General features: G+C 36.0%; 23 protein-coding genes. 21 read left to right on the forward strand and 2 right to left on the reverse strand.

The features are described from left to right. Positions 1-204: 204 nt before the first annotated feature. The 14 genes from BUB12_RS00405 (at position 205) to spoVM (ending at position 13,557) form a co-directional block, all read left to right on the forward strand. Positions 205-1,086, forward strand: coding sequence for a YicC/YloC family endoribonuclease (locus tag BUB12_RS00405; protein ID WP_072886835.1), 882 nt, complete (start codon positions 205-207; stop codon positions 1,084-1,086). Positions 1,087-1,164: 78 nt separating this feature from the next. Next, positions 1,165-1,425 carry an extracellular matrix/biofilm regulator RemA gene (gene remA, locus BUB12_RS00410; RefSeq protein WP_072886837.1) on the forward strand — a complete coding sequence of 87 codons (261 nt, stop codon included), beginning with the start codon at positions 1,165-1,167 and terminating at the stop codon, positions 1,423-1,425. Between the two features lie 29 nt (positions 1,426-1,454). Then, a complete protein-coding gene (gene gmk / locus BUB12_RS00415; protein WP_072886839.1) occupies positions 1,455-2,075 on the forward strand; it encodes a guanylate kinase in 621 nt (206 codons plus the stop codon). After that, entirely contained in the window at positions 2,072-2,275 is a 204-nt protein-coding gene (rpoZ, locus tag BUB12_RS00420) for a DNA-directed RNA polymerase subunit omega (RefSeq protein ID WP_072886842.1), read from the forward strand. Before gmk ends, rpoZ begins: the two co-directional genes overlap by 4 nt. Before the next feature lie 69 nt (positions 2,276-2,344). Then, positions 2,345-3,550: a bifunctional phosphopantothenoylcysteine decarboxylase/phosphopantothenate--cysteine ligase CoaBC gene (coaBC, locus tag BUB12_RS00425; RefSeq protein ID WP_072886844.1), complete on the forward strand. Its 1,206-nt coding sequence runs from the start codon at positions 2,345-2,347 to the stop codon at positions 3,548-3,550. Continuing rightward, a complete protein-coding gene (priA, locus tag BUB12_RS00430; protein ID WP_072886846.1) occupies positions 3,550-5,958 on the forward strand; it encodes a primosomal protein N' in 2,409 nt (802 codons plus the stop codon). The genes coaBC and priA overlap by 1 nt, the downstream gene beginning before the upstream one ends. A 16-nt stretch (positions 5,959-5,974) precedes the next feature. Further along, a complete protein-coding gene (fmt, locus tag BUB12_RS00435) occupies positions 5,975-6,928 on the forward strand; it encodes a methionyl-tRNA formyltransferase (RefSeq protein WP_072886849.1) in 954 nt (317 codons plus the stop codon). Next, entirely contained in the window at positions 6,921-8,261 is a 1,341-nt protein-coding gene (gene rsmB, locus BUB12_RS00440; RefSeq protein WP_072886851.1) for a 16S rRNA (cytosine(967)-C(5))-methyltransferase RsmB, read from the forward strand. Before fmt ends, rsmB begins: the two co-directional genes overlap by 8 nt. A gap of 135 nt (positions 8,262-8,396) precedes the next feature. Next, entirely contained in the window at positions 8,397-9,152 is a 756-nt protein-coding gene (locus BUB12_RS00445; RefSeq protein ID WP_072886853.1) for a Stp1/IreP family PP2C-type Ser/Thr phosphatase, read from the forward strand. After that, entirely contained in the window at positions 9,152-11,215 is a 2,064-nt protein-coding gene (gene pknB, locus BUB12_RS00450; RefSeq protein WP_072886855.1) for a Stk1 family PASTA domain-containing Ser/Thr kinase, read from the forward strand. Before BUB12_RS00445 ends, pknB begins: the two co-directional genes overlap by 1 nt. A gap of 13 nt (positions 11,216-11,228) precedes the next feature. Beyond that, a complete protein-coding gene (gene rsgA, locus BUB12_RS00455) occupies positions 11,229-12,110 on the forward strand; it encodes a ribosome small subunit-dependent GTPase A (protein WP_072886858.1) in 882 nt (293 codons plus the stop codon). 2 nt (positions 12,111-12,112) lie between these two features. Beyond that, positions 12,113-12,763, forward strand: coding sequence for a ribulose-phosphate 3-epimerase (gene rpe / locus BUB12_RS00460; protein WP_072886860.1), 651 nt, complete (start codon positions 12,113-12,115; stop codon positions 12,761-12,763). Between the two features lie 15 nt (positions 12,764-12,778). Continuing rightward, positions 12,779-13,423, forward strand: a complete 645-nt coding sequence (locus BUB12_RS00465; RefSeq protein ID WP_072886862.1) for a thiamine diphosphokinase — start codon at positions 12,779-12,781, stop codon at positions 13,421-13,423. A gap of 50 nt (positions 13,424-13,473) precedes the next feature. Beyond that, entirely contained in the window at positions 13,474-13,557 is an 84-nt protein-coding gene (spoVM, locus tag BUB12_RS00470; RefSeq protein ID WP_072886864.1) for a stage V sporulation protein SpoVM, read from the forward strand. 826 nt (positions 13,558-14,383) lie between these two features. On the opposite strand, the gene rpmB is transcribed toward spoVM, so the two are convergent. Then, a complete protein-coding gene (gene rpmB, locus BUB12_RS00475) occupies positions 14,384-14,572 on the reverse strand; it encodes a 50S ribosomal protein L28 (protein WP_072886868.1) in 189 nt (62 codons plus the stop codon). A 300-nt stretch (positions 14,573-14,872) separates the two neighbouring features. Here rpmB and BUB12_RS00480 point away from each other — a divergent pair, with 300 nt between their 5' ends. Further along, on the forward strand, positions 14,873-15,235 hold the full coding sequence (locus BUB12_RS00480) for an Asp23/Gls24 family envelope stress response protein (protein WP_072886870.1): 363 nt from the start codon (positions 14,873-14,875) through the stop codon (positions 15,233-15,235). Positions 15,236-15,264: 29 nt separating this feature from the next. Next, positions 15,265-16,926 (forward strand): DAK2 domain-containing protein, encoded by a 1,662-nt coding sequence (locus BUB12_RS00485; RefSeq protein WP_072886872.1) that lies wholly within the window; start codon positions 15,265-15,267, stop codon positions 16,924-16,926. A gap of 136 nt (positions 16,927-17,062) precedes the next feature. Here BUB12_RS00485 and BUB12_RS00490 read toward each other — a convergent pair whose 3' ends face one another. After that, complete coding sequence (locus tag BUB12_RS00490; protein WP_072886874.1) at positions 17,063-18,334, reverse strand: NCS2 family permease; 1,272 nt, start codon at positions 18,332-18,334, stop codon at positions 17,063-17,065. Positions 18,335-18,506: 172 nt separating this feature from the next. Here BUB12_RS00490 and sdaAB point away from each other — a divergent pair, with 172 nt between their 5' ends. From sdaAB to plsX, 5 genes are all read left to right on the forward strand, one after another. Then, entirely contained in the window at positions 18,507-19,169 is a 663-nt protein-coding gene (gene sdaAB / locus BUB12_RS00495; protein WP_072886876.1) for an L-serine ammonia-lyase, iron-sulfur-dependent subunit beta, read from the forward strand. A gap of 26 nt (positions 19,170-19,195) precedes the next feature. Beyond that, positions 19,196-20,071, forward strand: a complete 876-nt coding sequence (sdaAA, locus tag BUB12_RS00500; protein ID WP_072886878.1) for an L-serine ammonia-lyase, iron-sulfur-dependent, subunit alpha — start codon at positions 19,196-19,198, stop codon at positions 20,069-20,071. A 19-nt stretch (positions 20,072-20,090) separates the two neighbouring features. Next, entirely contained in the window at positions 20,091-22,124 is a 2,034-nt protein-coding gene (recG, locus tag BUB12_RS00505; RefSeq protein WP_072886880.1) for an ATP-dependent DNA helicase RecG, read from the forward strand. 105 nt (positions 22,125-22,229) lie between these two features. Next, positions 22,230-22,805 (forward strand): transcription factor FapR, encoded by a 576-nt coding sequence (gene fapR / locus BUB12_RS00510; protein WP_072886882.1) that lies wholly within the window; start codon positions 22,230-22,232, stop codon positions 22,803-22,805. Next, positions 22,806-23,807 carry a phosphate acyltransferase PlsX gene (gene plsX / locus BUB12_RS00515; RefSeq protein WP_072886884.1) on the forward strand — a complete coding sequence of 334 codons (1,002 nt, stop codon included), beginning with the start codon at positions 22,806-22,808 and terminating at the stop codon, positions 23,805-23,807. The last annotated feature ends 1 nt before the right edge of the window (position 23,808 follow it).

Genomic DNA, 23,808 nt, shown 5'->3' on the forward strand with positions numbered 1-23,808 from the left:
CACAGAATTACTTCTCTGGACTTTGTGCCCGAGTAATCGCAAAAGAACTACGTGGAGAGACCTCATTGCTTTTGTGCCGAGTAACCACAGGCACAGGCACAAGACTTCCTTCGCCTCCGTACGTCGCAAAGCGGGCGCTCTGCGCTTTTCTTGTTACATATTTGAGTATAAAGGTTTTATGCAACTATAAGGTGTGATAATATAATGGTTAAAAGTATGACTGGGTACGGTAGCAATGAAGTACGATTAGAGAAAACCAACATTAAAGTTGAAATACGCAGTGTTAATCATCGCTTTTTGGATGTTCATACTAAAATTCCAAGAGCATTGTTGTTTATGGAAGATCGTTTAAAGAAAGCTATTAAAAATTGGTTCTCAAGAGGTCGTATTGAATTATTTGTTATAATTGAGGGTGATTTATTAGTAGAGCGGTCCATTCAAACAGATTGGAAACTGATGGATGCATATATAAAACAACTTCAAAAGGCACAAGAGCGCTATCAGTTATCAGAAGAGATTCCTATCAGTGTTTTAGCTTCAGTTCCAGAGCTTATTACCGTTCAAGAAAAGGAACAAGAACCAACGGAACTAGAAGAAACGATATTAAATTGTGTTAATAAAGCTTGTGAGAAAGTGCAATTAATGCGTAGAGAAGAAGGCAAATTCTTGAAAAAAGATATTTGTAATAGATTATCTACTATAAACGATATGGTTCAGATGCTAGAAAGTCGTAGGGGAAATGTCATTGATGAATATCGAACTAGAATATTTGAACGGATCAATGCTTTTGTCAATGACACAGTGGATTTGGACAACTCAAGGTTACATCAAGAGATTGCATTATTAGCTGAAAAAGGAGACATAACAGAAGAAGTAACACGTCTTTATAGCCATATTAGTCATTGTTATGATTTAATTAAGTCAGATGACGTAATAGGAAGAAAATTAGATTTTATCGTTCAAGAGATGCATCGTGAGGTAAATACGATAGGATCCAAATCATCTGACAAGCAAGTCGGTCAATGGACGGTAAACTTAAAAAGTGAAGTTGAGAAAATTAAAGAGCAAGTACAAAATATTGAATAAATAGTTGTAATTTAGCTATTTTATTTTTTATAATGGTGAAACAATAGAAAGATATAGAATGTTGAGGGGGAACTAATCGTGGGGTTACAATTAATTAATATAGGTTTTGGTAATGTCGTATCAGCTAATAGAGTAATTTCAATCGTATCACCAGAATCTGCACCAATAAAGAGAATTATAACTGTTGCTAGAGATAATAATAAATTGGTAGATGCAACATACGGAAGACGTACAAGAGCTGTAATTATTACCGATAGTGATCATGTTGTTCTATCTGCTGTCCAACCAGAAACAGTTGGTCAACGTGTGTTAAGTCATGATGAATTATCGGATGAATAAACACGGAATATATTTTAGGAGGAAACATATTGATTGATGAGAAAGGAATTCTGTTCATTCTTTCTGGTCCATCCGGTGTAGGAAAAGGTACTGTTAGAAAAGAACTATTTAATCGAAAGACAGACTTGAAGTATTCCATTTCAATGACAACTAGGGATATGCGACCTGGGGAAGAAGACGGTGTGGATTACTTTTACAAGTCTAAAGAAGAATTTGAAGAATTAATCGACCAAGGAAAACTGTTAGAATACGCAAAATTTGTTAATAATTACTATGGTACGCCTCGTGAGTACGTAGAAGAGATGTTATCTCAAGGCTATGATGTTTTTCTTGAAATAGAAGTTCAAGGTGCCCTTCAAGTGAAAGAGAATTTTCCTGAAGGTGTATTTATCTTTTTATTTCCACCAAGCTTAGAGGAATTAAAAAACCGTATCGTAAATCGTGGTACAGAATCAGAAGAATTAATTCTTAACCGGTTAAAAGAGGCGCGCAATGAAATTGAATTGATGGACGCCTATGATTATGTCGTTGTAAATGATGATGTTGATCATGCCGTAACTAAAATTCAATCGATTATTCAAAGTGAGCACTGTAAGCGGGAAAGAATAGCTGCTCAATATAAAAAGATATTGGAGGATGACGTTTTATGATGTTAGAACCGTCAATTGATAAATTACAAGAGAAGATTCATTCAAAGTATTCATTAGTTACTTTATCTGCAAAACGCGCAAGACAATTGCGAGAGTTGGATAACTTGAAAATCGAAAACCCAAAATCAGATAAATTTGTTGGGATGGCTTTAGAAGAGATTTTAGCTGAAGAGTTAAAGTTAGAAGATGAAGATAAATAAACACAATGTTCCCTCGCTAATGTAGATATTTGCGAGGGTTTTTCAATATAGAGAGTGGAAGGTGACGACATGGTAAGAGATAAAAATGTATTACTTTGTGTTACTGGAGGAATTGCGGCGTATAAAGCCTGTGCTTTGACTAGTAAATTGACGCAGCAAGGTTCTCGTGTGAGAGTGATGATGACAAAAAGCGCTATGCAATTTGTCTCGCCATTAACGTTTCAAGCTTTATCTCGCAATCCGGTTTATACAGATACATTTGAAGAAAGAGAACCAGAAAAAATTGCCCACATTGATGTAGCAGATTGGGCAGATATTGTTATTATTGCACCTGCAACAGCAAATGTTATTGGAAGGATAGCAAATGGAATTGCAGATGATATGGTGACGACTACTTTATTAGCTACAAAAGCTCCCATTTACATAGCACCAGCCATGAATGTCAATATGTATGAACATCCTTCGGTAAAAGAAAATATGAAACGATTAGAGCAATGGGGCTATCACTTTATTGAGCCTGGTGCCGGATACTTAGCCTGTGGTTGGGTAGGTAAAGGACGTCTTGAGGAACCGGAAACGATTATAGAAGTGATTGACCAACATCAACAATCATCTGAACTACTTGAGGGTAAGAAAGTGTTAATTTCGGCTGGACCTACTAAAGAGAGTGTTGACCCAGTTCGTTTCTTTACGAATCATTCCTCAGGAAAAATGGGATTTGCTCTTGCAGAAGAAGCAGCCAATTTAGGGGCAGAAGTAACCCTTGTTGCAGGACCTGTATCTTTAGAGATAACGAATAAACGGGTGAAGCGAATTGATGTAGTCACTGCTGAAGAAATGTACAATGTTATTACAGATTTGTTTCCATCCCAAGATATTGTCATTAAGGCTGCTGCAGTTGCTGATTATCGTCCTAAAAATACATATAATGAAAAAATGAAAAAGCAAACTGGTGATTTAACCATCGAAATGGAACGCACGAAAGACATTTTACATTCCTTAGGTGAAAAAAAGGAGCAACAATTTTTAGTTGGATTTGCAGCTGAAACATCTAGCCCTATTGAGTATGGAATAAAAAAGTTAGAAAATAAAAACTTAGATGCCATAGTTATTAATAATGTTGCAGCAGAAGGAGCAGGTTTTGGTAGAGATACCAATATCGTTACATACGTTAATAAAAATCAAGAACAAAAAGAAGTACCGATCGCTTCGAAGAGGGAGATAGCGAAGAAGATATTTACATTTATTAATAGTGATATGAAGGATGAAAGCTAGTGGACATTGCCAAAGTAATTGTTGATGTACAGGCGAAATCGATTAATCAGACTTTTGATTATCAAATACCTGAACGTTTCAAAGAGATTTTGACGGTTGGAATGAGAGTAGTTGTTCCTTTTGGGCCAAGGAAAATAACTGGTTTTGTAGTTGATAAAACAGACCAATCAACCTTTAAGAATTTAAAAGAGATCATTGATGTATTAGATATTACACCAGCTTTAACTAAAGAGTTACTGGAACTTGGAAAGTGGATAGCTGAGGATACATTAACAATGTATATTACTGCCTACCAAGCAATGCTTCCTCAAGTTTTAAAGGCGAAATATAATAAAGAACTTATTCGCTCAAGTGAGGAAGAACTAGATGAACGGTTGGATTATTTATTTGCTGGGCGAGATGTTGTCCCCTATGAAGAGTTTGAAAACGCTAGTGTTCCTTATTCTGTCTTACAAAAGGCAATCCAAGATGGAGAAGTAACCGTAAATTATTTAGTGAAATCAAGGGTTACTAAAAAGCATATAACGATGATACGCCCAGCAAAAGATGCCATTATGTTAGAAGAAGCATATGAAGAAATCCCTAATCAAGCAAAAAAGCAAAGAGAAATTATTCAATATTTTATCCAACAACCAGAACCGGTAGAACAAAAAAAACTATTAGAAATTCTACATACTACACCTTCTACCGTTAAGCAATTAATTGATAAATCATTATTAGAAACGTTTAAAAAAGAAATATACCGTAATCCTTATAATGATGATTCATTTGAGAAAACGGAAGCTTTAAATTTAACAGATCAACAAGAAACGGCAATACAACCAATTAATGAACGGATAGCAGAAAATCAACATGATGTTTTTTTATTACATGGTGTGACAGGTAGTGGGAAAACGGAAATCTATCTACAAGCAATACAAGAGGTTGTAAATAAAGGGAAAGAAGCGATTGTTTTAGTACCTGAAATATCATTAACACCTCAGATGGTGAAGCGATTTAAGGGAAGGTTTGGTGCAAACGTAGCTGTAATGCATAGTGCATTGTCAAACGGTGAGAAATACGATGAATGGAGAAAGATCCAACGCAAAGAAGTTCAAGTAGTTGTTGGTGCAAGGTCTGCTATCTTTGCCCCTTTTGAAAACTTAGGAATAATTATTATAGATGAAGAGCATGAAAACACTTATAAACAAGATGATCAGCCACGTTATCATGCTAGAGATGTTGCCATTCGTCGTGCGGAATATTACCAATGTCCAGTTGTATTAGGGAGTGCTACCCCTACATTAGAATCCTTTGCTCGTGCGAAAAAAGGTGTCTATCAATTATTGACTCTTGACAAACGAACGAATAATAAAGCAATGCCTGAAGTAGAAATTGTTGACATGAGAAAAGAATTACATGCTGGAAACCGTACAATGTTTTCTAGAGTATTAAAAGACAAAATTGAGCAAGCAATTGAGCGTGGGGAACAAATTGTCTTATTATTAAATAGAAGAGGGTATTCTACTTTTGTTATGTGTCGAGATTGTGGTCATGTAACAGAGTGTCCACATTGTGATATTGCTCTTACTTATCATAAAAATAGTAATCAATTAAAATGCCATTATTGCTCCTATGAGGAGAACATGCCTCTTTTATGTCCATCATGTGAAAGTGATTTAATTCGCTACTTCGGAACAGGGACACAGCGTGTAGAGGAAGCCTTAACACAAGTAATCCCACAAGCAACAGTTATTCGTATGGATGTAGATACTACTAGAAGAAAAGGTTCACACGAAAAACTTCTAAAGCAATTTGGAGAGAAAAAAGCAGATATCCTTCTTGGAACGCAAATGATTGCAAAAGGACTAGATTTTGAAAATGTGACACTAGTAGGTGTGTTAACAGCCGATTCTATGTTACATTTGCCTGATTTCCGCTCTAGTGAAAAAACGTTCCAATTGCTAACTCAAGTGAGTGGTCGAGCAGGAAGACATGAATTGTCAGGAGAAGTAATTGTTCAGACCTATACACCTGATCATTATAGTATTGAATTAGCTAGTCAATATGATTACCATCAATTTTTTCAACAAGAAATGAAGATGCGACGAGCTTTTCAATATCCACCATATGTATTTTTAACTTTAATAACAGTTTCACATCCCAATCATGTAAAAGTTGTGCAAGTTACTCAGAAAATTGTTCAGTTTTTATTGAATCAAGTACAAGAAGGTACAACTGTACTTGGACCGACACCATCCCCAATAACACGGGTGAAAGATAGATATCGATACCAATGCATGGTAAAATACAAAAACGAAGAAAAATTGAGAATGTATATAAAACAACTATTAGATGATTTCAGTGATGACGTACGAAAAAATAACTTATTAATTACTGTTGACATGGAACCGTATCATCTTATGTAGAAGGAAGGAATAACAGATGAAAAAGATTGCGTTTATGGGTACTCCTGATTTTTCAGTGCCTATTTTAAGAAAGTTAATTGACCACCCTGAATATGAGGTGGGTTTAGTAGTAACCCAGCCTGATCGCCCTAAAGGCCGAAAAAAAATCCTTACGCCACCACCTGTTAAAGTGGAAGCAGAAAAAGCTATGATTCCTGTATTCCAACCTGAAAAACTAAGGGAAAATTTACAACCTATTTTGGATTACAACCCAGATATTATCGTCACTGCAGCATATGGACAAATCTTACCGAAGGAATTATTAGATATTCCTCCTTTTGGTTGTGTGAATGTGCATGCATCGCTCCTACCTGAATTACGTGGTGGAGCACCGATTCATTATGCAATCATGCAAGGGAAAAAAGAAACTGGAATCACAATTATGTATATGGCAGAGAAATTAGATGCGGGTGATATTCTGACTCAGAAAAGCATTCCTATTGAGAAAGAGGACCACGTAGGGACTATGCATGATAAACTATCACTAGTAGGCTCAGAATTGTTATTGGAGACCCTTCCACAGTTATTTGCTAAGGAAATTTCACCAATTGAACAAGATGATGAAAAAGCTACTTTTGCAGCCAATATTAAAAGAGAACAAGAACGAATTGATTGGATGAGGTCAGACGAGGAAATTTATAACCAGATTAGAGGCTTACATCCTTGGCCAGTAGCTTTTACTACGTATGAAGGAAAAGTAATGAAGATTTGGTGGGCTGAACCTACTGATAAAAAGTATGATGGCGAGCCAGGAGAAATTGTTGATATTATAAATAATGAGTCATTTGTTGTTGTATGTGGCAATGGTAATGGATTAAAGATAACCGAAATTCAACCAGCTGGTAAAAAACGAATGACAGTTAAACAATATTTACAAGGTTCTAGTGAACGCATTAAAATAGGTACAAAAATGGGTGAACACCATGAGTAAATTCTTGTTAAGAAATACGATTATTGATCTACTAATGCGAATCGAACAAGATAGTGGCTATAGTCATTTATTAATAAACAATGAGATAAAAAAACGGAATATCTCACCTAAAGATGAGGGTCTTTTAACTGAAATAGTTTATGGTACATTACAACGTAAAATAACGTTGGACTATTATATTAATCATTTTGTTACAAAAAAATTAGAAAAATGGGTGTCTGTCTTATTAAGGATGTCTATTTATCAAATGGTGTATTTGGATAAAGTGCCAGATCACGCTATTATTCATGAGGCAGTAGAAATCGCTAAGCAAAGAGGGCATAAAGGGATTTCATCTTTAGTAAATGGTGTATTAAGAAATGTTCAGCGAAAAGGGGTGCCGGATACGTCTGAAATTAAAAATGATGTTACTAGACTTTCGGTTGAGACAAGCCACCCAGAATGGCTGGTCAAACGTTGGATAGACCTCTATGGTTTGCAAATAACTAAAGATATCTGTCGCGCTAACCTAAACCATAAACCGATTTCTGTGCGTGTTCAACCATTACGGATCACACGTGAGGATGCCGTGGATAATCTAATGAAACAAGGTTATGATGTCGAGCCGTCACCATTTTCTCCACAAGGTATAGTTGTTAAAAAAGGAAATGTTATAAAGTCTGATTTATTTAAAGACGGTTATGTAACGATACAAGATCAAAGCTCTATGTTAGTGGCTGAGATGTTAAAACCCCAACCTGGTATGCATGTACTCGATGCTTGTAGTGCTCCAGGTGGTAAAGTTACACATATTGCAGAGAAAATGCAAAATAATGGTGTGATTCAAGCTCATGACTTACATAAAAATAAAATCAAATTAATCGAACAAAAAGCTAATGATTTACATTTATCCATTATTGATGCTAGTCCTTTGGATGCTAGAAAACTAAAGGAGAAATATCCAGAAAATACTTTTGATCGCATCTTAATTGATGCACCTTGTTCAGGATTAGGTGTTATTCGAGGTAAACCAGACATTAAATATAATAAACAGAAGGAAGATATAACAAAATTAGCTACTATTCAAATAGAAATTTTAAATCAAGCTATACCATTACTTAAACGTAATGGATTTCTAGTATATAGTACTTGTACAATTGATCAAGAGGAAAATGAAAAGGTTGTTGAAAGGTTTCTGCAAGCTAATCCTTCCTTTTCTGTAGATTCTAGTTTTTTTGAGGAATTACCAGAATTTCTTCAAGATTCACTAGGGGTTACAAAGTATGGCTTACAGTTATTTCCACACTCTTATGATACCGATGGTTTCTTTTTAACGAGATTGAAGAGAAGGTAATTACGAGATGTACGAGGTATGAAAAATAGATAGAATAATTTGCCAGTTTGTTTTACAATAGTAGTGGTTAACTTTTTAATATACATTACTATAGTTAGTACGTGGGAAGCTGCTGCTAGATAAAGGGGTGAGAGTATGATTGGTCAATTTCTTACAGACCGTGGGCAAGTAAGAAGCCATAATGAAGATGCAGGTGGATTATTTTATAATCAATCAGGTCAGTTATTGGCAATTATTGCTGATGGAATGGGTGGACACCAAGCAGGGGATGTTGCAAGTCAAATGGCTACAAAAACCTTAGAAGAAAAATGGATGCAGACAACAACGTTGGATACCCCAGAAGAGACTGAGAATTGGTTAACGAATGTACTAGAAGAAGCAAATTCTTCAATTTACCAACAATCATTAGAAAAAGATGAATGCCAAGGTATGGGGACAACCATTGTTGTAGTTATTTGTAATGAGGAATTTATAACGGTAGCTCATATTGGTGATAGCAGGTGTTATATACAAAATAGTCATGGATTTAAACAAATAACAGAAGACCATTCACTAGTAAACGCCTTAGTTCAATCAGGTCAAATTTCAAAAGTAGATGCACAATTACATCCTAGAAAAAATGTCGTCTTAAAAGCACTTGGTACTGAGGAAAAAGTAGAATCAGACATACAAACCCTTGGTTGGGAAGAAGGAGACAAACTACTGCTCTGTTCTGATGGTCTCAGTGACAAAGTGATGGAAGAAGAGTTATCAGAGTACATAAAAACTATTGAAAGCATTGAAAATACTGGTGAAAAATTAATTACTCTTGCAAACCAACGTGGTGGAGAAGATAATGTTTCATTGGTGATAGTTCAGCATGAATTGGCAGAGAAAGTTGGTGAGGATTAATGTTGAATGGTCACATATTAAATGAAAGATATCGTATCAAAGAAAAAATTGGTGGCGGAGGAATGGCAGATGTTTATCTTGCAAAAGATATCATTTTAGATAGAGATGTAGCCATTAAAGTTTTACGCCTAGAATATGCTAATGATGATGAATTCATAGCACGTTTTGACCGTGAAGCACAATCAGCTACTAGCTTATCCCACCAAAACATTGTGAATATATATGATGTTGGAGAAGAAGATCAAATATTGTTCATGGCTATGGAATTTGTGGATGGAATGACCTTAAAGGAATATATTCAACGATTCGGACCAATCGATGTTCCTGAGGCCATCGATATTATGAAACAAATAACATCTGCAATTACCCATGCACATGAAAATGGAATTGTACATCGAGATATTAAACCTCAAAATATTTTAATTGATTCATATGGACATATTAAAGTAACAGATTTTGGTATTGCAGTAGCATTAAGTGCTACTTCCTTAACACAAACAAACTCTGTTTTAGGTTCTGTACATTATCTATCACCAGAACAAGCTAGAGGTGGTTTAGCAACTAAAAAATCTGATATTTATTCATTAGGAATAGTATTCTTTGAATTATTGACCGGACGATTACCTTTTTCAGGACAATCACCAGTGTCTATAGCTTTAAAACACTTACAAAGCGATACGCCATCGGTAAGAAGGTTTAGTCCAAATGTCCCTCAAAGTGTTGAAAATATAGTGTTAAAGGCAACAGCAAAGGATCCATTCCACCGTTTTAATACGGTATACGAGATGGAGCAGAATTTAGAGAATGCACTGAACCCTGACCGATTAAATGAAGAAAAATATACCCCGCCAATTGAAGTTGGGGAAGAGACAAAAGCAATCCCTATTATTACGGATAATCAGTCGATTGAAAATGTTCATCAAGACACAATTGTTCATGATACCCAATCCGAAACAAAAAAAGTTGGTAATAATCATAGTGAAAATCATAACCCAATCGAAAAGAAAAAGAAAAGAAATAGAAACTTGTTAATTACGTTTATTGTTCTATTTGTTTTACTAGGGGCTGGTTTAGCTGCTCTGTTTATTTTTCCGAGCTTATTAAAACCAGATGAAGTGACGATTCCAGATGTTACGGAATGGGAATACGATGAAGCCTTGGCTGAACTAGAACAACTAAATTTAGAAGTAATTCGTGAAACTAAGTTCGACGAGGAGATTCCAGAAGGTTATGTAATCGAAACGGATCCACGAGATGGTAGAACTGTTGTAGAAAATTCAACAGTAACCGTTTTTGTTAGTGATGGAAAAGAAACGGAACCATTTGATGATTATGAGGGAATGGATATTGATCAAGTGGAGGCAATCTTAGAAACAAAAGGGTATACCGAAGTTGAAGTGAATTACAAAGAAGACTCTGATTATGAAGAAGGCTCTATTATCAGGCAAATTACTCCTAAAGCAGGTAGCGATGTTGTACCGAGTGAAACAAGAGTAGTTTTTGAAGTAAGCAGTGGTCCTGAGCAAATTAAATTAAACAGCTTACGTAATATGACAGAAGAAGAAGTAAAAGAATACCTTGATGAGTATGGATTGAAAATGAAAAAGCATGAAGAAAATTCTGATACGGTAAATGAAGGATTGGTTATTCGACATGAGCCGGGAGTGAACGAATCTGTTGAGAAAGGTGCTACAATCGATGTGTACTTTTCAATAGGACCAGAGCCACTTCCACCAAGAACAGTTATTATAGGATTCACTGTTCATTATGAGGAACAACCTGATGATAGTGGTGATGGTGATGGTGATGGTGATGGTGAAGATGAAGGGGAAAACTTAGCAGTGGAACCTGAGCCACAGGAGATTCTGATTTATGTCGATGATTTAGAACGTGATCCAGATGTTCCTATACAAGATCCGTATTACTTAACAAAAGAAGAAGGATCAAAAGAGTTTAGGATTCAGTTAACGATAGGACCTGATACGGTTGCGCATTATCGTGTAACAAGAGATGGAGAAGAAGTTGAGTATGAAGAAATTTCTTATGAACAAGTAACAAATTGAAGAGGGTGACTAAATGGCTGAAGGCAGAATTATTAAAGCATTAAGTGGATTTTATTATGTACAATCAGACAACACAACTTATCAATGTAAGGGGAGAGGAGTCTTTCGGAAAAACAAAATAACTCCTCTAGTTGGAGACTTTGTAACCTTCGACCTTGATGAAAATGACGAAGGATATATTAAGGACATTAAACCCCGTACTTCAGAATTAGTACGTCCACCAATTGCAAACATTGATCAGGCTATCATTGTCAGTTCTGCCAAAAAGCCTAATTTTAGCACAACGCTGTTAGATCGCTTTTTAGTGCTAATTGAAGCAAAAGATATTGATCCAATTATTGTGATTACCAAAATTGATTTACTTGCTGATGAGGAAGTAGATAAACTAAAACAATATCAAAAAGACTATGAAGAAATTGGTTACACTGTAAAATTAGTTTCCAATAAGCGTGGTCCAGAACTAGAACTAATTAAGCCACTTTTCAAAGATAAAGTTTCGGTAATTGCGGGTCAATCAGGAGTAGGGAAATCATCTTTATTAAATGCTTTAAATCCTTCTTTGCTACTGGAAACCGGAGCTATATCAAAGAGTCTGGGGAGAGGGAAACACACAACTAGACATGTTGAACTGATCGAAGTGAATGAGGGGCTTGTGGCTGATACTCCTGGATTCAGTGCTCTCGAGTTTGATGAAATTGAATTAGAACATTTACCACTTTGTTTCCCAGAAATGCGTGCAAGAATAAACGATTGTAAATTCAGAGGATGCATGCATATAAAAGAACCAAAGTGTGCTGTAAAGGCTGCTGTTGAATCAGGAGATATTACATCATATCGATATGAACACTATGTAAACTTTGTAGAAGAAATACAATCACGAAAGCCGAGGTACTAACTATGACAAAAATCGCACCATCAATCTTATCTGCAGATTTTGCTAAATTAGGTGAAGAAATTCAGGATGTTGAAAAGGGTGGAGCAGAATACATTCATGTCGATGTCATGGATGGTCATTTTGTTCCTAATATTACGATTGGACCTTTAATTGTAGAGGCAATTAAGCCAGTAACATCGCTACCTTTAGATGTACACTTAATGATAGAAAACCCCGACCAGTACATTGATGCATTTGCAAAAGCTGGAGCTGACATAATTACGGTTCATCAGGAGGCGTGTACTCATTTACATCGCACACTTCAACAAATAAAATCCACTGGTGTAAAAGCAGGAGTTGTACTTAACCCTGCAACACCTGTAATGATGATTAAAGATGTATTAACAGAAGTTGATATGGTTTTAATTATGTCCGTTAATCCAGGTTTTGGCGGTCAATCATTTATACAAGGCGCAGTGGAAAAAATTAAGGAACTGAACGAACTACGAGAAACACTGAATTTATCTTTTGAAATTGAAGTTGATGGTGGTGTGAATGTAGAAACGGCAAAATTATGTACGGATGCCGGAGCAGATGTTCTTGTTGCTGGCAGTGCAGTATTTAATAAGTCGGACCGGAAGCAAGCAATTCAGGATATTATTAATTCGCTTTAGATTGAGGGATGTTTCATGCTAACTATTGGTATAGTGGGGAATGGTCTAGAAGATATGTTGCCTGACTTAACCCAATATCATGGGGACGTTGATATTTGGATTGGGGCCGATAAAGGCGCATTAATATTGATACAGAATAAATTGTCATTGGATTATGCTGTAGGTGATTTTGATTCTGTGATGGACGATGAGTTATCTCTCATAAAAGAACAGGCAAGAAATGTTGAACAGTTTCCAATTGAAAAAGATGAAACGGATATTGAGATTGCTCTAAAACTCGCATTTTCACTTCAACCACAACAAATATTTCTATTTGGTGTGACAGGAGGGAGACTAGATCACAGTCTAGTTAATATTCAGCTTTTATTATCTATCGTAGAAAAAGGAATCAAAGGCATAATAATAGATAATTTAAATATAGCAGAAATGACATTACCTGGTACTCATTCAATTAAAAATGAGATAGATTATCCAAATATATCATTCATCCCAATGACGCCTACTGTAATTGGATTATCGCTAGAAAATTTTTATTATCCATTAACTGATGAGACAATACATATGGGGTCTTCACTCTGTATTTCAAACAAGCTTCTATTAAATAATGGTACTTTTTTTTATGATGAAGGCATACTATTAGTTATAAAGAGTCGTGACTAGGTCAGACGACTCCTGTAAGCTGTGTTTTGCAAACGGAGGAGGGCGAACTCATGAAATTTTATACTATTAAACTCCCAAGAGTAATTGGCGGATTTGTTCGTGTTGTGATCGGTGTATTTAAAAAAGAGAAATAATTATTCCTTGCTTTTGTCATTCTTATGGCAGAAGCTCTTTTTCTTTAATATCGCTTTTACTCTTTGTATTAACTAAAAATATTTATTCGTATTTGATAGAAACTACGTCATTACCATTTTGGAAAGTTATAAATCCTACCGCTACGGAAATACATTTCGCTTTCACTTCCAGCACAAGTGCGACATCTGTTCAAGTTTCCTTCGGTCACTTTTACAGTGTCTTCTTTGCCGCGGGCGGCTGGTGAGCCTCCTCGAGCTTAGCTCTCCGGGGTCTCACCGATGCCTCTGCTCTCCGAGTCTTCATGTATTTCCTTCGCTAGTTTTGAGAAATAACAATACATACTGCAATATCAGTAGTTGATCTTCGCTGTGAGCAGTCGACTCCTTGAAAATGCATTTCCATGTGCATTTTCTGCGTGCGATGTATCGCTGCCGTAGCGTTCCTTGGGACTATGCCTGTGATTACTCGGCACAAAAGCATTGAAGTGACATAGCGTAGTTTCATTGCGATTACTCGCCCCACCGAAAACATTTGTCCTGCGGGAACAGCACGTGTCCGAAGACCCCAAGTGATGCACCTGCGTCTACTAGTATTTCTAAGAAGTTAGCTTCCTCGGTGCAAGGCAGCGATGAAGCCTAATCAAGTAGTAGCCTGGCTGAGGCTGTGCCCTAAGGTGCGCGACTGCTCGTAGAGGAACAATGCACTCAATTAGTAGTTACTACACAGTCTACACAAAAGTGTGTCTCAATAATAAGAATGCAAAAATAAAAAAGCACCCTGTTTAAGTTGGGTGCTTTTAGCTCATTACTAATGTTAAGTTGTATATTATACGCGTTCTACTTTGCCTGATTTTAAGGCACGTGCAGAAACATAAACACGTTTAGGCTTACCATCTACCATAATACGAACTTTTTGTACATTAGCTTTCCAATTACGCTTGTTGGAATTCATAGCGTGAGAGCGTTGGTTACCACTGCGAGTTTTACGTCCAGTTACAACACATTTTCTAGCCATGTTATCCCTCCTAATCTAAACATGAGTCATGTAATACTTATACAATTTACCACATGTACAAAAAGAATGCAATAAAGAAAGTGGAGATTTATTCAATATAAACTCATATATAGCAGGGAATCACTAAGCGTAATAAAGAATTATTACTTGACAGATTAATTGGAATCGTTCATTGTTATAAGAGGAAAAATAGTTATCATACCAATTAACTATTTTAAACTAATAAGTAAGTGTACTTTAATAAAGACAGAGCTTATAGTAAAATATCCTTAAGAGAAAAGTATTGAAGGAGGATACTCAATGTCCATTGAATTAAATACAAATGATGGTCAAGTAACAATAACAAATGAAGTAATTGCCACAATTGCTGGTGGCGCTGCAGTTGAATGCTATGGGATCGTAGGAATGGCATCAAAAAGTCAAATAAAAGATGGAATTGCAGAAATACTACGTAAAGAGAACTATTCTCGAGGTGTAGTAGTTAGACAAGAAGACAACCATCTACATATTGATATGTATATTATTGTTAGTTATGGAACGAAGATTTCTGAAGTAGCTCATAACGTACAATCTCAAGTAAAATATACGCTTAACCAATCTTTAGGATTAGAGATTGATTCGGTAAACATTTACATACAAGGAGTTCGCGTAGCAAAAGATTAGTCTTTTGTTAGTTAAGAGGAGGAAGTATAGTGACGTTACAAAAGTTAGATGGCAAAACATTTACTCAAATGGTGCTATCAGGTGCACATCATTTAACGAATAATGCCAAGAAAATTGATGCATTAAATGTTTTCCCAGTCCCAGATGGTGACACAGGAACGAATATGAATTTGTCGATGACTTCAGGAGCCAATGAAGTTAAGAAACTTAATAGTGATAACATTTCTGAAGTAGCCCAAAGTTTCTCAAAAGGATTACTTATGGGTGCTAGAGGAAATTCTGGGGTAATCCTTTCCCAGATTTTCCGTGGCTTTGCTAGAGGAATGGAAAATAAAGAAACGTTAACAACGAAGGATTTAGCGAATGCATTTGATAGTGGTGTGAAAACCGCATATAAAGCCGTTATGAAGCCTGTAGAGGGAACGATTTTGACGGTTGCTAAGGATGCAGCAAAAAAAGCTGTTGAAGTTTCTAAGCAAGAAAATGATGTAGTAAGTTTAATGGAGAAAGTACTAGCGGAAGCAAAAGCTTCATTAAAACGCACCCCTGATCTACTACCTGTTCTTAAAGAGGTTGGAGTTGTAGATTCAGGTGGACAAGGTCTAGTTACAGTGTATGAGGGTTTCCTAGCTGTATTAAAAGGTGAAGAATTACCAGAAGAACTAGACACAGTGGAAATGGAAGCGATGGTTAATGCTGAACATCATAAGTCTGCTCAAGACTTTATGGATACTTCAGATATTGAATTTGGCTATTGTACAGAATTTATGGTTAAATTTGAAGACGAAAAGACTAAAGAAAATCCATTTGATGAGACGGATTTTAGAAATGAATTAAGTAATCATGGTGATTCGTTATTAGTAGTATCTGATGATGAAATTGTTAAGGTACATGTTCATACAGAATATCCTGGTAACGTATTAACAATTGGCCAACAGTTTGGTAGCTTAATTAACATGAAAATCGAGAACATGCGTGAACAACATACGGCTATTGTTGGTGATGCGAAAGATGATAATAAGCCTAAAGAAAAAGTTCCATATGGTATTGTAACTGTTGCCATGGGAAGTGGATTGAAGTCTTTATTTGAAAGCTTAGGTGCAACTGTAGTTATTGAAGGTGGTCAAACAATGAATCCATCGACACAAGATATTACAGAAGCAGTTGAAAAAGCAAATGCTGAAAAGGTGCTAATCTTACCGAACAATAAAAATATTGTTATGGCAGCAGAACAAGCAGCAGAGTTGTCGGAAGGAAAGGCAGCGGTTGTTCCTACTAAAACTATCCCACAAGGAATTAGTGCATTGTTAGCCTTCCATCCAGATGAGGATATAGAAACCAATAAGAATAACATGGAAGATGCTAGTTCGCATGTGAAGACTGGCCAATTGACTTATGCTGTTCGTGATACTCAAATCGATGGCATAACGATTGAAAAAGGTAATTTCATGGGAATTAACGATGGAAAAATCACTGCAACACATGCAGATAAATTTGAAACTGTAAAATTATTATTAAATGAATTAATTACTGAAGATGATGAAATCTTAACTGTTCTTCAAGGTGAAGACGTAAGTGATAGCGAAGTAGAAGAACTTACGCAGTACGTAGAAGATACATTTGAGGATATCGAGATTGAAATTCATAAAGGAAATCAGCCGATTTACTCTTATATCTTCTCAGTAGAATAATTAAGAAAAGCTAGAGAGCGCCTGCTTTGCGACTTTCGAAGGCGAGGGAGCTAGGCATCTCTGAAATTAAATACTTTCTTTTCATTATAAAAAGGATTCGCTACAGAGCGAATCCTTTTTAGTTTCTATACAACGATTAAATGCCGATAATCTTGATGATGAAATCAAATAAGAAAAGGCCTGAAATAATCATTAGAATAGTGGATAATTCTTTTTGTTTACCTAAAGCTAATTTAACAATTGGATAAGCAATAAATCCAAATGCCATTCCATCAGCGATACTATAAGTGAAAGGAATCATTGCAACAATTAGTAATGCTGGTATTGATTCAGAGATATTGTTTAATGGGATATGGCGAATGTTTTGAGCCATTAAAAACCCAACAATAATCAATATAGGACTAATAGCAGCACTTGGAACAACAGTAATCCAAGGTATTACGAAAATCGTTGCTAAAAATAACATACTAGCCGTAATACTTGAGATACCAGTTTTCCCTTTAGAAGCAATAACGGCTGCATTTTCTGCAGCTGAAACTGTAGGAGATGTTCCTAAGAACGCACAGGTTAAAGTAGAAAAGGCTGTAACTTTATATCCTTTATCGTAACTATCTTGACGATTTAACATATGCAATTGACCATGAAGTAATCCCATATTTTCAAAGATAAGGATCATTGTTAATGGAAATACCGCTAACCAAAATGAAAGATCACCGATTGCAGTGAAAGATGGTATAAATACAATTTCATCTGTGTTCAATGTTATCGATTGATCTGGAGCATCAATAATACCAAAAATGGATGCTAGAACTGTCCCGACAATCATAGTTATAAGGAAGTTTGCTGGGATATTTTTCACAAATAAAAATATTGCTATAAATAACGTAAGCAAACTAACGATAATTGTTGGAGATGTGAAATCACCAATAGCAATAATTGTGTTAGTACCACTGACAACAAGCCCTGTTTTTTCAAGACCAATTAGTATTAAGAAAAAACCTAGGCCAACTGTTATTGCGTGTTTAAGTGATTCAGGAATTGCTTCTTTTAATAAATTACCAAGCTTACTAAAGGCTGTAATCAAAAATAACATGGCAGAAACAAACACTACTGCAAGGCCTTCTTGGAAATTCATGCCTGTACCTTGAATGATTGAATATGCAAAAAGTGCATTTATTCCCATGCCAGGTATAAGAATTAGAGGCAACTTTCCGAATAACCCCATCATTAACGTACCTATAAAACTAGCTAGAATTGTTGCCATCATTCCTGCTTCAAGTGAAATTCCAGCTTCACTTAAAATTGAACCATTAACAACTACAATATAAACTGTAGTTAAATATCCAATAATCCCAGCTGAGATTTCATGCTTCATGCGTGTTTTTGGTTCGAGATTGTTTGTATGCATGCAATCTCCTCTTTGTCTAACTATCCCTCTCCCACCCGATTAAAAAAATCTTTAATCCACAAATGATTATTATAGGGCTTTTTGTTATAATTTACAATAGGTGTGTTTGTTACAATTTTATTGAACGAATAAATATGAATACGTTCGTTAACTTTTATAGGCGGTGAGAAGAATGAAATATAATTCCGTTTTTGATATTATCGGTCCAGTAATGATTGGCCCATCTAGTTCTCATACAGCAGGTGCTGCTAGAATTGGATTGGCAGCAAGAAATCTTTTAGGAAAAGAACCAAAATGGGCAAAAATTCATCTCTACGGTTCTTTTGCAAAAACATACAAAGGGCATGGTACAGATTTCGCCCTTGCAGGTGGGTTGTTAGGCTTTGAACCTGATGATTCACGAATGAGTAAAGCGCTGGAAATTGCTAAAGAAAAAAATATTACCATTGAGTTTATTGAAGATAATGCTGCAACGGATCATCCGAATACTGCTAGACTAATAATCGGTGATGATACCGATAGTACAGAACTAGTTGGTATTTCTATTGGTGGAGGAAAAGTTGAAATTACAGAATTAAATGGCTTTGAATTAAGACTTTCAGGAAATCATCCAGCAATCTTAATTATGCACAATGATCGTTTTGGTGCAATTGCTTCTGTAACCAAAATACTAGCAAAATATGAAATTAACATTGGACATATGGAAGTTAATCGTAAAGATGTTGGAAAAGAAGCATTAATGGTCATCGAAGTAGATCAGAATGTTGAAGATAATGTTTTAAAAGAATTAGAGAATGCTGACCATATTATTCGGATTTCTAAAATTGTTAGTTAAGTTTATATTGGGAGAGGAGCTTTCACATGTTTCGAACAGTTGCGGAATTAGTGGAAATCGCTGAAAAAAACCAGATGCCTATCTCTGAAGTTATGATTCTTCAGGAAATGGATGTTAAAGATAAGACTCGTGAAGAAGTTTTTACAGAAATGGAAAAGAATTTAGTTGTCATGGAAAAAGCGATTGAAGATAGTTTAAAGGGAGTTCAATCTGTAACAGGATTAACTGGTGGCGATGCTGTAAAAATTCAAACGTATATGCAAGAAAGAACCCCGTTATCAGGTAACTTACTGTTAGATGCGGTTAGTAAAGCAATGGGGACCAATGAGGTAAATGCTGCGATGGGCACTATTTGTGCTACTCCAACAGCAGGTAGTGCAGGTGTTGTACCTGGTACGTTATTTGCGGTGAAAAATCAGTTAAATCCAACGAGAGAACAAATGATCCGCTATCTATTTACAGCGGGTGCCTTTGGTTTTGTAGTAGCTAATAATGCTTTCATCTCAGGGGCAGCAGGTGGCTGTCAAGCTGAAGTAGGTTCAGCAGGAGCTATGGCTTCAGCAGCTATTGTTGAAATGGCTGGTGGTACGCCACAGCAATCGGCAGAGGCTTTTGCGATTACATTGAAAAATATGTTAGGTCTAGTTTGTGATCCTGTGGCAGGACTTGTAGAAGTACCATGTGTGAAAAGGAATGCAGCCGGTTCATCATTAGCAATTGTATCTGCAGATATGGCATTAGCAGGTGTGACTAGTCGAATTCCATGTGATGAAGTAATTGGAGCAATGTATCAAATTGGAAAAACGATGCCATCTACGTTGCGTGAAACAGGTGAAGGTGGACTTGCGGATACACCAACAGGGCGATTGTTAAAAGAAAAAATATTTGGAATGACAGTTTAGTATAGGAAGAGTGATTGATATGCTTAATGAATCAGTAACAAATGTAAATGGAATAGGAGAAAAATTTGCTGAAGAGTTACTAGCTTTAGACATTCGTACTGTGGAAGATTTATTATTTTATTTTCCTTCACGGTATGATGTATTTGAAGTAAAACCTTTAAGTGAACTGATTCATGAGGATAAAGTGACGATTGAGGGAAGGGTTTTAAATACTCCTTCTCTTTCCTTTTTTGGTAAAAAGAAATCGCGTTTGTCTTTTAATGTGGAAGTAGAAAATGTAGCTGTGAAAGCAGTAATGTTTAATCGAGCCTTTGCTAAAAAACAAATTAACGCAGGTGACACGATTACATTAACGGGGAAATGGGATGCTCATCGCTTGCAAATTACGGTTAGTAACTATAAAAAAGGGTCAGCAGATACACAAGCAGAGATTCAGCCACTGTATTCACTAAGAGGAAATATAAAAAATATTAAACTTAAAAAAGCAATTTTAAGTGCAATAAAAGCCTATGAAAACCAAATAGAAGAAATTCTTCCCCAACATTTTTTAACTGCGTATAAATTACCTAATCGTTCACTTGCCGTGAATACAATGCATTTTCCAGCGAGCCGTATTGCTCTTAAACATGCACGAAGAAGGTTTACATATGAGGAATTTTTACTTTTTCAATTAAAAATGCAACTTCTTCGTAAAATAAATCGGGAAGCAACAGAAGGGAATCAACAACAAGTAGATTTAGAAAAAGTTACTACGTTTATGAATCAGTTTCCATTTACATTAACGAATGCCCAAAAGAAATCGTTAAATGAAATTCTAAAGGACATGCAGTCACCTTATCGAATGAATCGATTACTACAAGGGGACGTTGGCTCTGGTAAAACAGCAGTAGCCGCTTTAGCACTTTATGCCTCCATTACTGCAGGGAAACAAGGTGCATTAATGGTTCCTACTGAAATTCTAGCAGAACAACATTATCAATCGTTAACGGAGTTATTTGGTAAACATGCATCTATTGTCTTATTAACTGGGTCAGTAAAAGGAAAAAAACGAAGGGAGTTACTTGAAAAAGTAGAGAACCATGAGGTAGATATTGTAATTGGAACGCATGCACTAATTCAAGATGATGTATTCTTTCATGATCTAGGTTTTGTCATTGTTGATGAGCAGCATCGGTTTGGCGTCGAACAAAGACGGATGTTAAGAGAAAAAGGATTAATGCCTGATGTACTATTTATGACTGCGACACCAATCCCTAGAACATTAGCAATAACTGCTTTTGGCGATATGGATGTGTCTGTTATTGACGAAATGCCTGCTGGTAGAAAGGACGTTGAAACGTACTGGACAAAAGAAAATAACTTTGAACGAGTGCTTGATTTTATTCAAAAACACGTACGTAACGGTGAACAAGCCTACGTAATTTGTCCATTAATTGAGGAATCTGACAAATTAGATATCCAAAATGCAGTGGAATTGTACCATCAACTTTCCGATTACTATCCACCAGAGATTAAGGTAGGCCTTATGCATGGTCGCCTATCGTCAGAAGAAAAAGATGAAGTGATGAAAGATTTTGCGAACAATGACGTTCAAATTCTAGTATCCACAACAGTAGTAGAGGTTGGAGTTAATGTACCAAATGCTACAATTATGGTTATTCATGATGCAGAACGATTTGGATTATCCCAATTGCACCAACTACGTGGAAGAGTTGGGAGAGGTGACCAGCAAAGTTATTGTATTTTGATTGCAGAACCTAAGAGTGAAGTTGGTAAAGAGAGAATGCGTATTATGTGTGAAACAAACAATGGATTTACATTAGCAGAAGAAGATTTGAAATTACGTGGTCCCGGAGATTTCTTTGGAAAGAAACAAAGTGGTTTACCAGAATTTAAAGTTGGTGACATGGTCCATGATTACCGAGCATTAGAAACGTCAAGAAAAGATGCCCAAGAAATTATTGAAAATAATTTGTTAGAAACCTCCCAGGATTACTACAGGTTGAAGCAAGAGTTAGAAAAAGAAGGTTTGTTTGAAACGAAATTAGATTAAGACATGACTTGCATAAATTAAATTGGTATTATATATTACTATTAGTACCAAGTCATAATTACGGATAAATAAATTAAAGTTTTAGTAGTGGATGGTGTAAAATCATTGAAATTACCAAAAGTGAAACGGCAAGAATTACTAAAGGAAACGATTGAACAAACGCCTTTTATAACAGACGAAGAATTAGCAAAGAAATTTAGTGTCAGTATTCAGACGATCAGACTTGATCGAATGGAATTATCTATCCCTGAGTTGAGAGAACGGATTAAATCGGTCGCAAGTCATCAATGGAATGAAACGGTAAGAGCATTACCTTTAGAGGATGTTATTGGTGAGATCGTTGATTTGGAACTAGACAAAAGAGCCATTTCAATATTAGATATCAGTCAAGAACATGTTTTTTCTAGGAATAACATTGCTAGGGGGCATCATCTATTTGCGCAAGCTAATTCATTAGCAGTTGCTGTTATAAATGATGAATTAGCTTTGACGGCAAAATCGGAGCTTAAATTTACTCGTCAAGTGAAACAAGGGGAACGAGTGGTGGCTAAAGCGTTTGTTGAAGGGGATAATGATAAAGGGTTAACGATTGTTCATGTTGATAGTTTTGTAGACAATGAAAAAGTATTTACTGGTGTATTTTATATGTATCGAACAGCTGAAGAAAAAGGAGAATCATAAATGAAAATTGCAATAGATGCAATGGGAGGTGACCATGCACCGAAGGAAATTGTTTTAGGTGCGATGGAAGCTGTCTCAAAAAATAAAGACTTACATATTTCTTTAGTTGGTGACCAACAGCAAATTAGTACATATTTAACAGATGATACTAATATTGAGATTATCCATGCTGATGAGGTTATAACAGGAGAGGACGAACCTGTACGAGCGGTTCGTCGTAAAAAGAATTCCTCCCTTGTAATGATGGCTAATGAAGTAAAAGAAGGAAGAGCAGATGCTTGTATCTCTGCAGGAAATACAGGTGCTTTAATGAGTGCAGGCTTATTTGTTGTCGGTAGAATACCAGGTATTGATCGTCCTGCATTAAGTCCGACATTACCGACACTTGATGGAAAAGGATTTTTATTACTGGATGTAGGAGCAAATGTCGATGCAAAACCTCAACATCTTGTTCAATATGCCATCATGGGTTCTATCTATACATCAAAGGTTCGTTCTATTAAGAATCCGACAGTTGGATTACTAAATGTTGGTACGGAAGATGGTAAAGGGAACGACTTAACGAAGAAGGCCTTTAGTTTAATGAAAGATGCTCCAATTAATTTTATTGGGAACGTAGAGGCACGTGACTTATTATCTGGTGCAGCTGATGTTGTTGTAACAGATGGCTTTAGTGGAAATGTTGCTTTAAAAACTATTGAAGGCACTGCAATGACAATGTTTTCTATGTTAAAAGAATCTTTCATGTCATCTTTTAAAACTAAGGTCGCTGCTGGGATGATGAAAGGTGATTTAAAGCAATTAAAAAATAAATTGGATTACTCTGAATATGGTGGGGCAGGCCTATTTGGTTTAGCAGCTCCTGTTATTAAAGCTCATGGGTCGTCCAATAGTCGAGCTATACAAAGTGCAATTAGCCAAACAGTATACATGGTCGAACATGATGTGACGAACACAATCAAAGAGACAGTTGAAAAGATGGAAGTGGAGAAGGAGGAATAAG

Origin of the sequence: Ornithinibacillus halophilus, from assembly GCF_900129485.1 — a bacterium.
Classification (GTDB): domain Bacteria; phylum Bacillota; class Bacilli; order Bacillales; family Amphibacillaceae; genus Ornithinibacillus; species Ornithinibacillus halophilus.

Excerpts from the sequence above, each read along its gene's own strand:
- spoVM (WP_072886864.1), top strand. The coding sequence starts at position 13,474 with ATGAAATTTTATACTATTAAACTCCCAAGAGTAATTGGCGGATTTGTT.
- sdaAB (WP_072886876.1), top strand. The coding sequence starts at position 18,507 with ATGAAATATAATTCCGTTTTTGATATTATCGGTCCAGTAATGATTGGC.
- coaBC (WP_072886844.1), top strand. The coding sequence starts at position 2,345 with ATGGTAAGAGATAAAAATGTATTACTTTGTGTTACTGGAGGAATTGCG.
- rsgA (WP_072886858.1), top strand. The coding sequence starts at position 11,229 with ATGGCTGAAGGCAGAATTATTAAAGCATTAAGTGGATTTTATTATGTA.
- BUB12_RS00445 (WP_072886853.1), top strand. The coding sequence starts at position 8,397 with ATGATTGGTCAATTTCTTACAGACCGTGGGCAAGTAAGAAGCCATAAT.
- BUB12_RS00465 (WP_072886862.1), top strand. The coding sequence starts at position 12,779 with ATGCTAACTATTGGTATAGTGGGGAATGGTCTAGAAGATATGTTGCCT.
- rpe (WP_072886860.1), top strand. The coding sequence starts at position 12,113 with ATGACAAAAATCGCACCATCAATCTTATCTGCAGATTTTGCTAAATTA.
- rpmB (WP_072886868.1), bottom strand. The coding sequence starts at position 14,572 with ATGGCTAGAAAATGTGTTGTAACTGGACGTAAAACTCGCAGTGGTAAC.
- rsmB (WP_072886851.1), top strand. The coding sequence starts at position 6,921 with ATGAGTAAATTCTTGTTAAGAAATACGATTATTGATCTACTAATGCGA.
- rpoZ (WP_072886842.1), top strand. The coding sequence starts at position 2,072 with ATGATGTTAGAACCGTCAATTGATAAATTACAAGAGAAGATTCATTCA.
- BUB12_RS00405 (WP_072886835.1), top strand. The coding sequence starts at position 205 with ATGGTTAAAAGTATGACTGGGTACGGTAGCAATGAAGTACGATTAGAG.
- plsX (WP_072886884.1), top strand. The coding sequence starts at position 22,806 with ATGAAAATTGCAATAGATGCAATGGGAGGTGACCATGCACCGAAGGAA.
- BUB12_RS00480 (WP_072886870.1), top strand. The coding sequence starts at position 14,873 with ATGTCCATTGAATTAAATACAAATGATGGTCAAGTAACAATAACAAAT.
- pknB (WP_072886855.1), top strand. The coding sequence starts at position 9,152 with ATGTTGAATGGTCACATATTAAATGAAAGATATCGTATCAAAGAAAAA.
- recG (WP_072886880.1), top strand. The coding sequence starts at position 20,091 with ATGCTTAATGAATCAGTAACAAATGTAAATGGAATAGGAGAAAAATTT.
- sdaAA (WP_072886878.1), top strand. The coding sequence starts at position 19,196 with ATGTTTCGAACAGTTGCGGAATTAGTGGAAATCGCTGAAAAAAACCAG.
- BUB12_RS00490 (WP_072886874.1), bottom strand. The coding sequence starts at position 18,334 with ATGCATACAAACAATCTCGAACCAAAAACACGCATGAAGCATGAAATC.
- fmt (WP_072886849.1), top strand. The coding sequence starts at position 5,975 with ATGAAAAAGATTGCGTTTATGGGTACTCCTGATTTTTCAGTGCCTATT.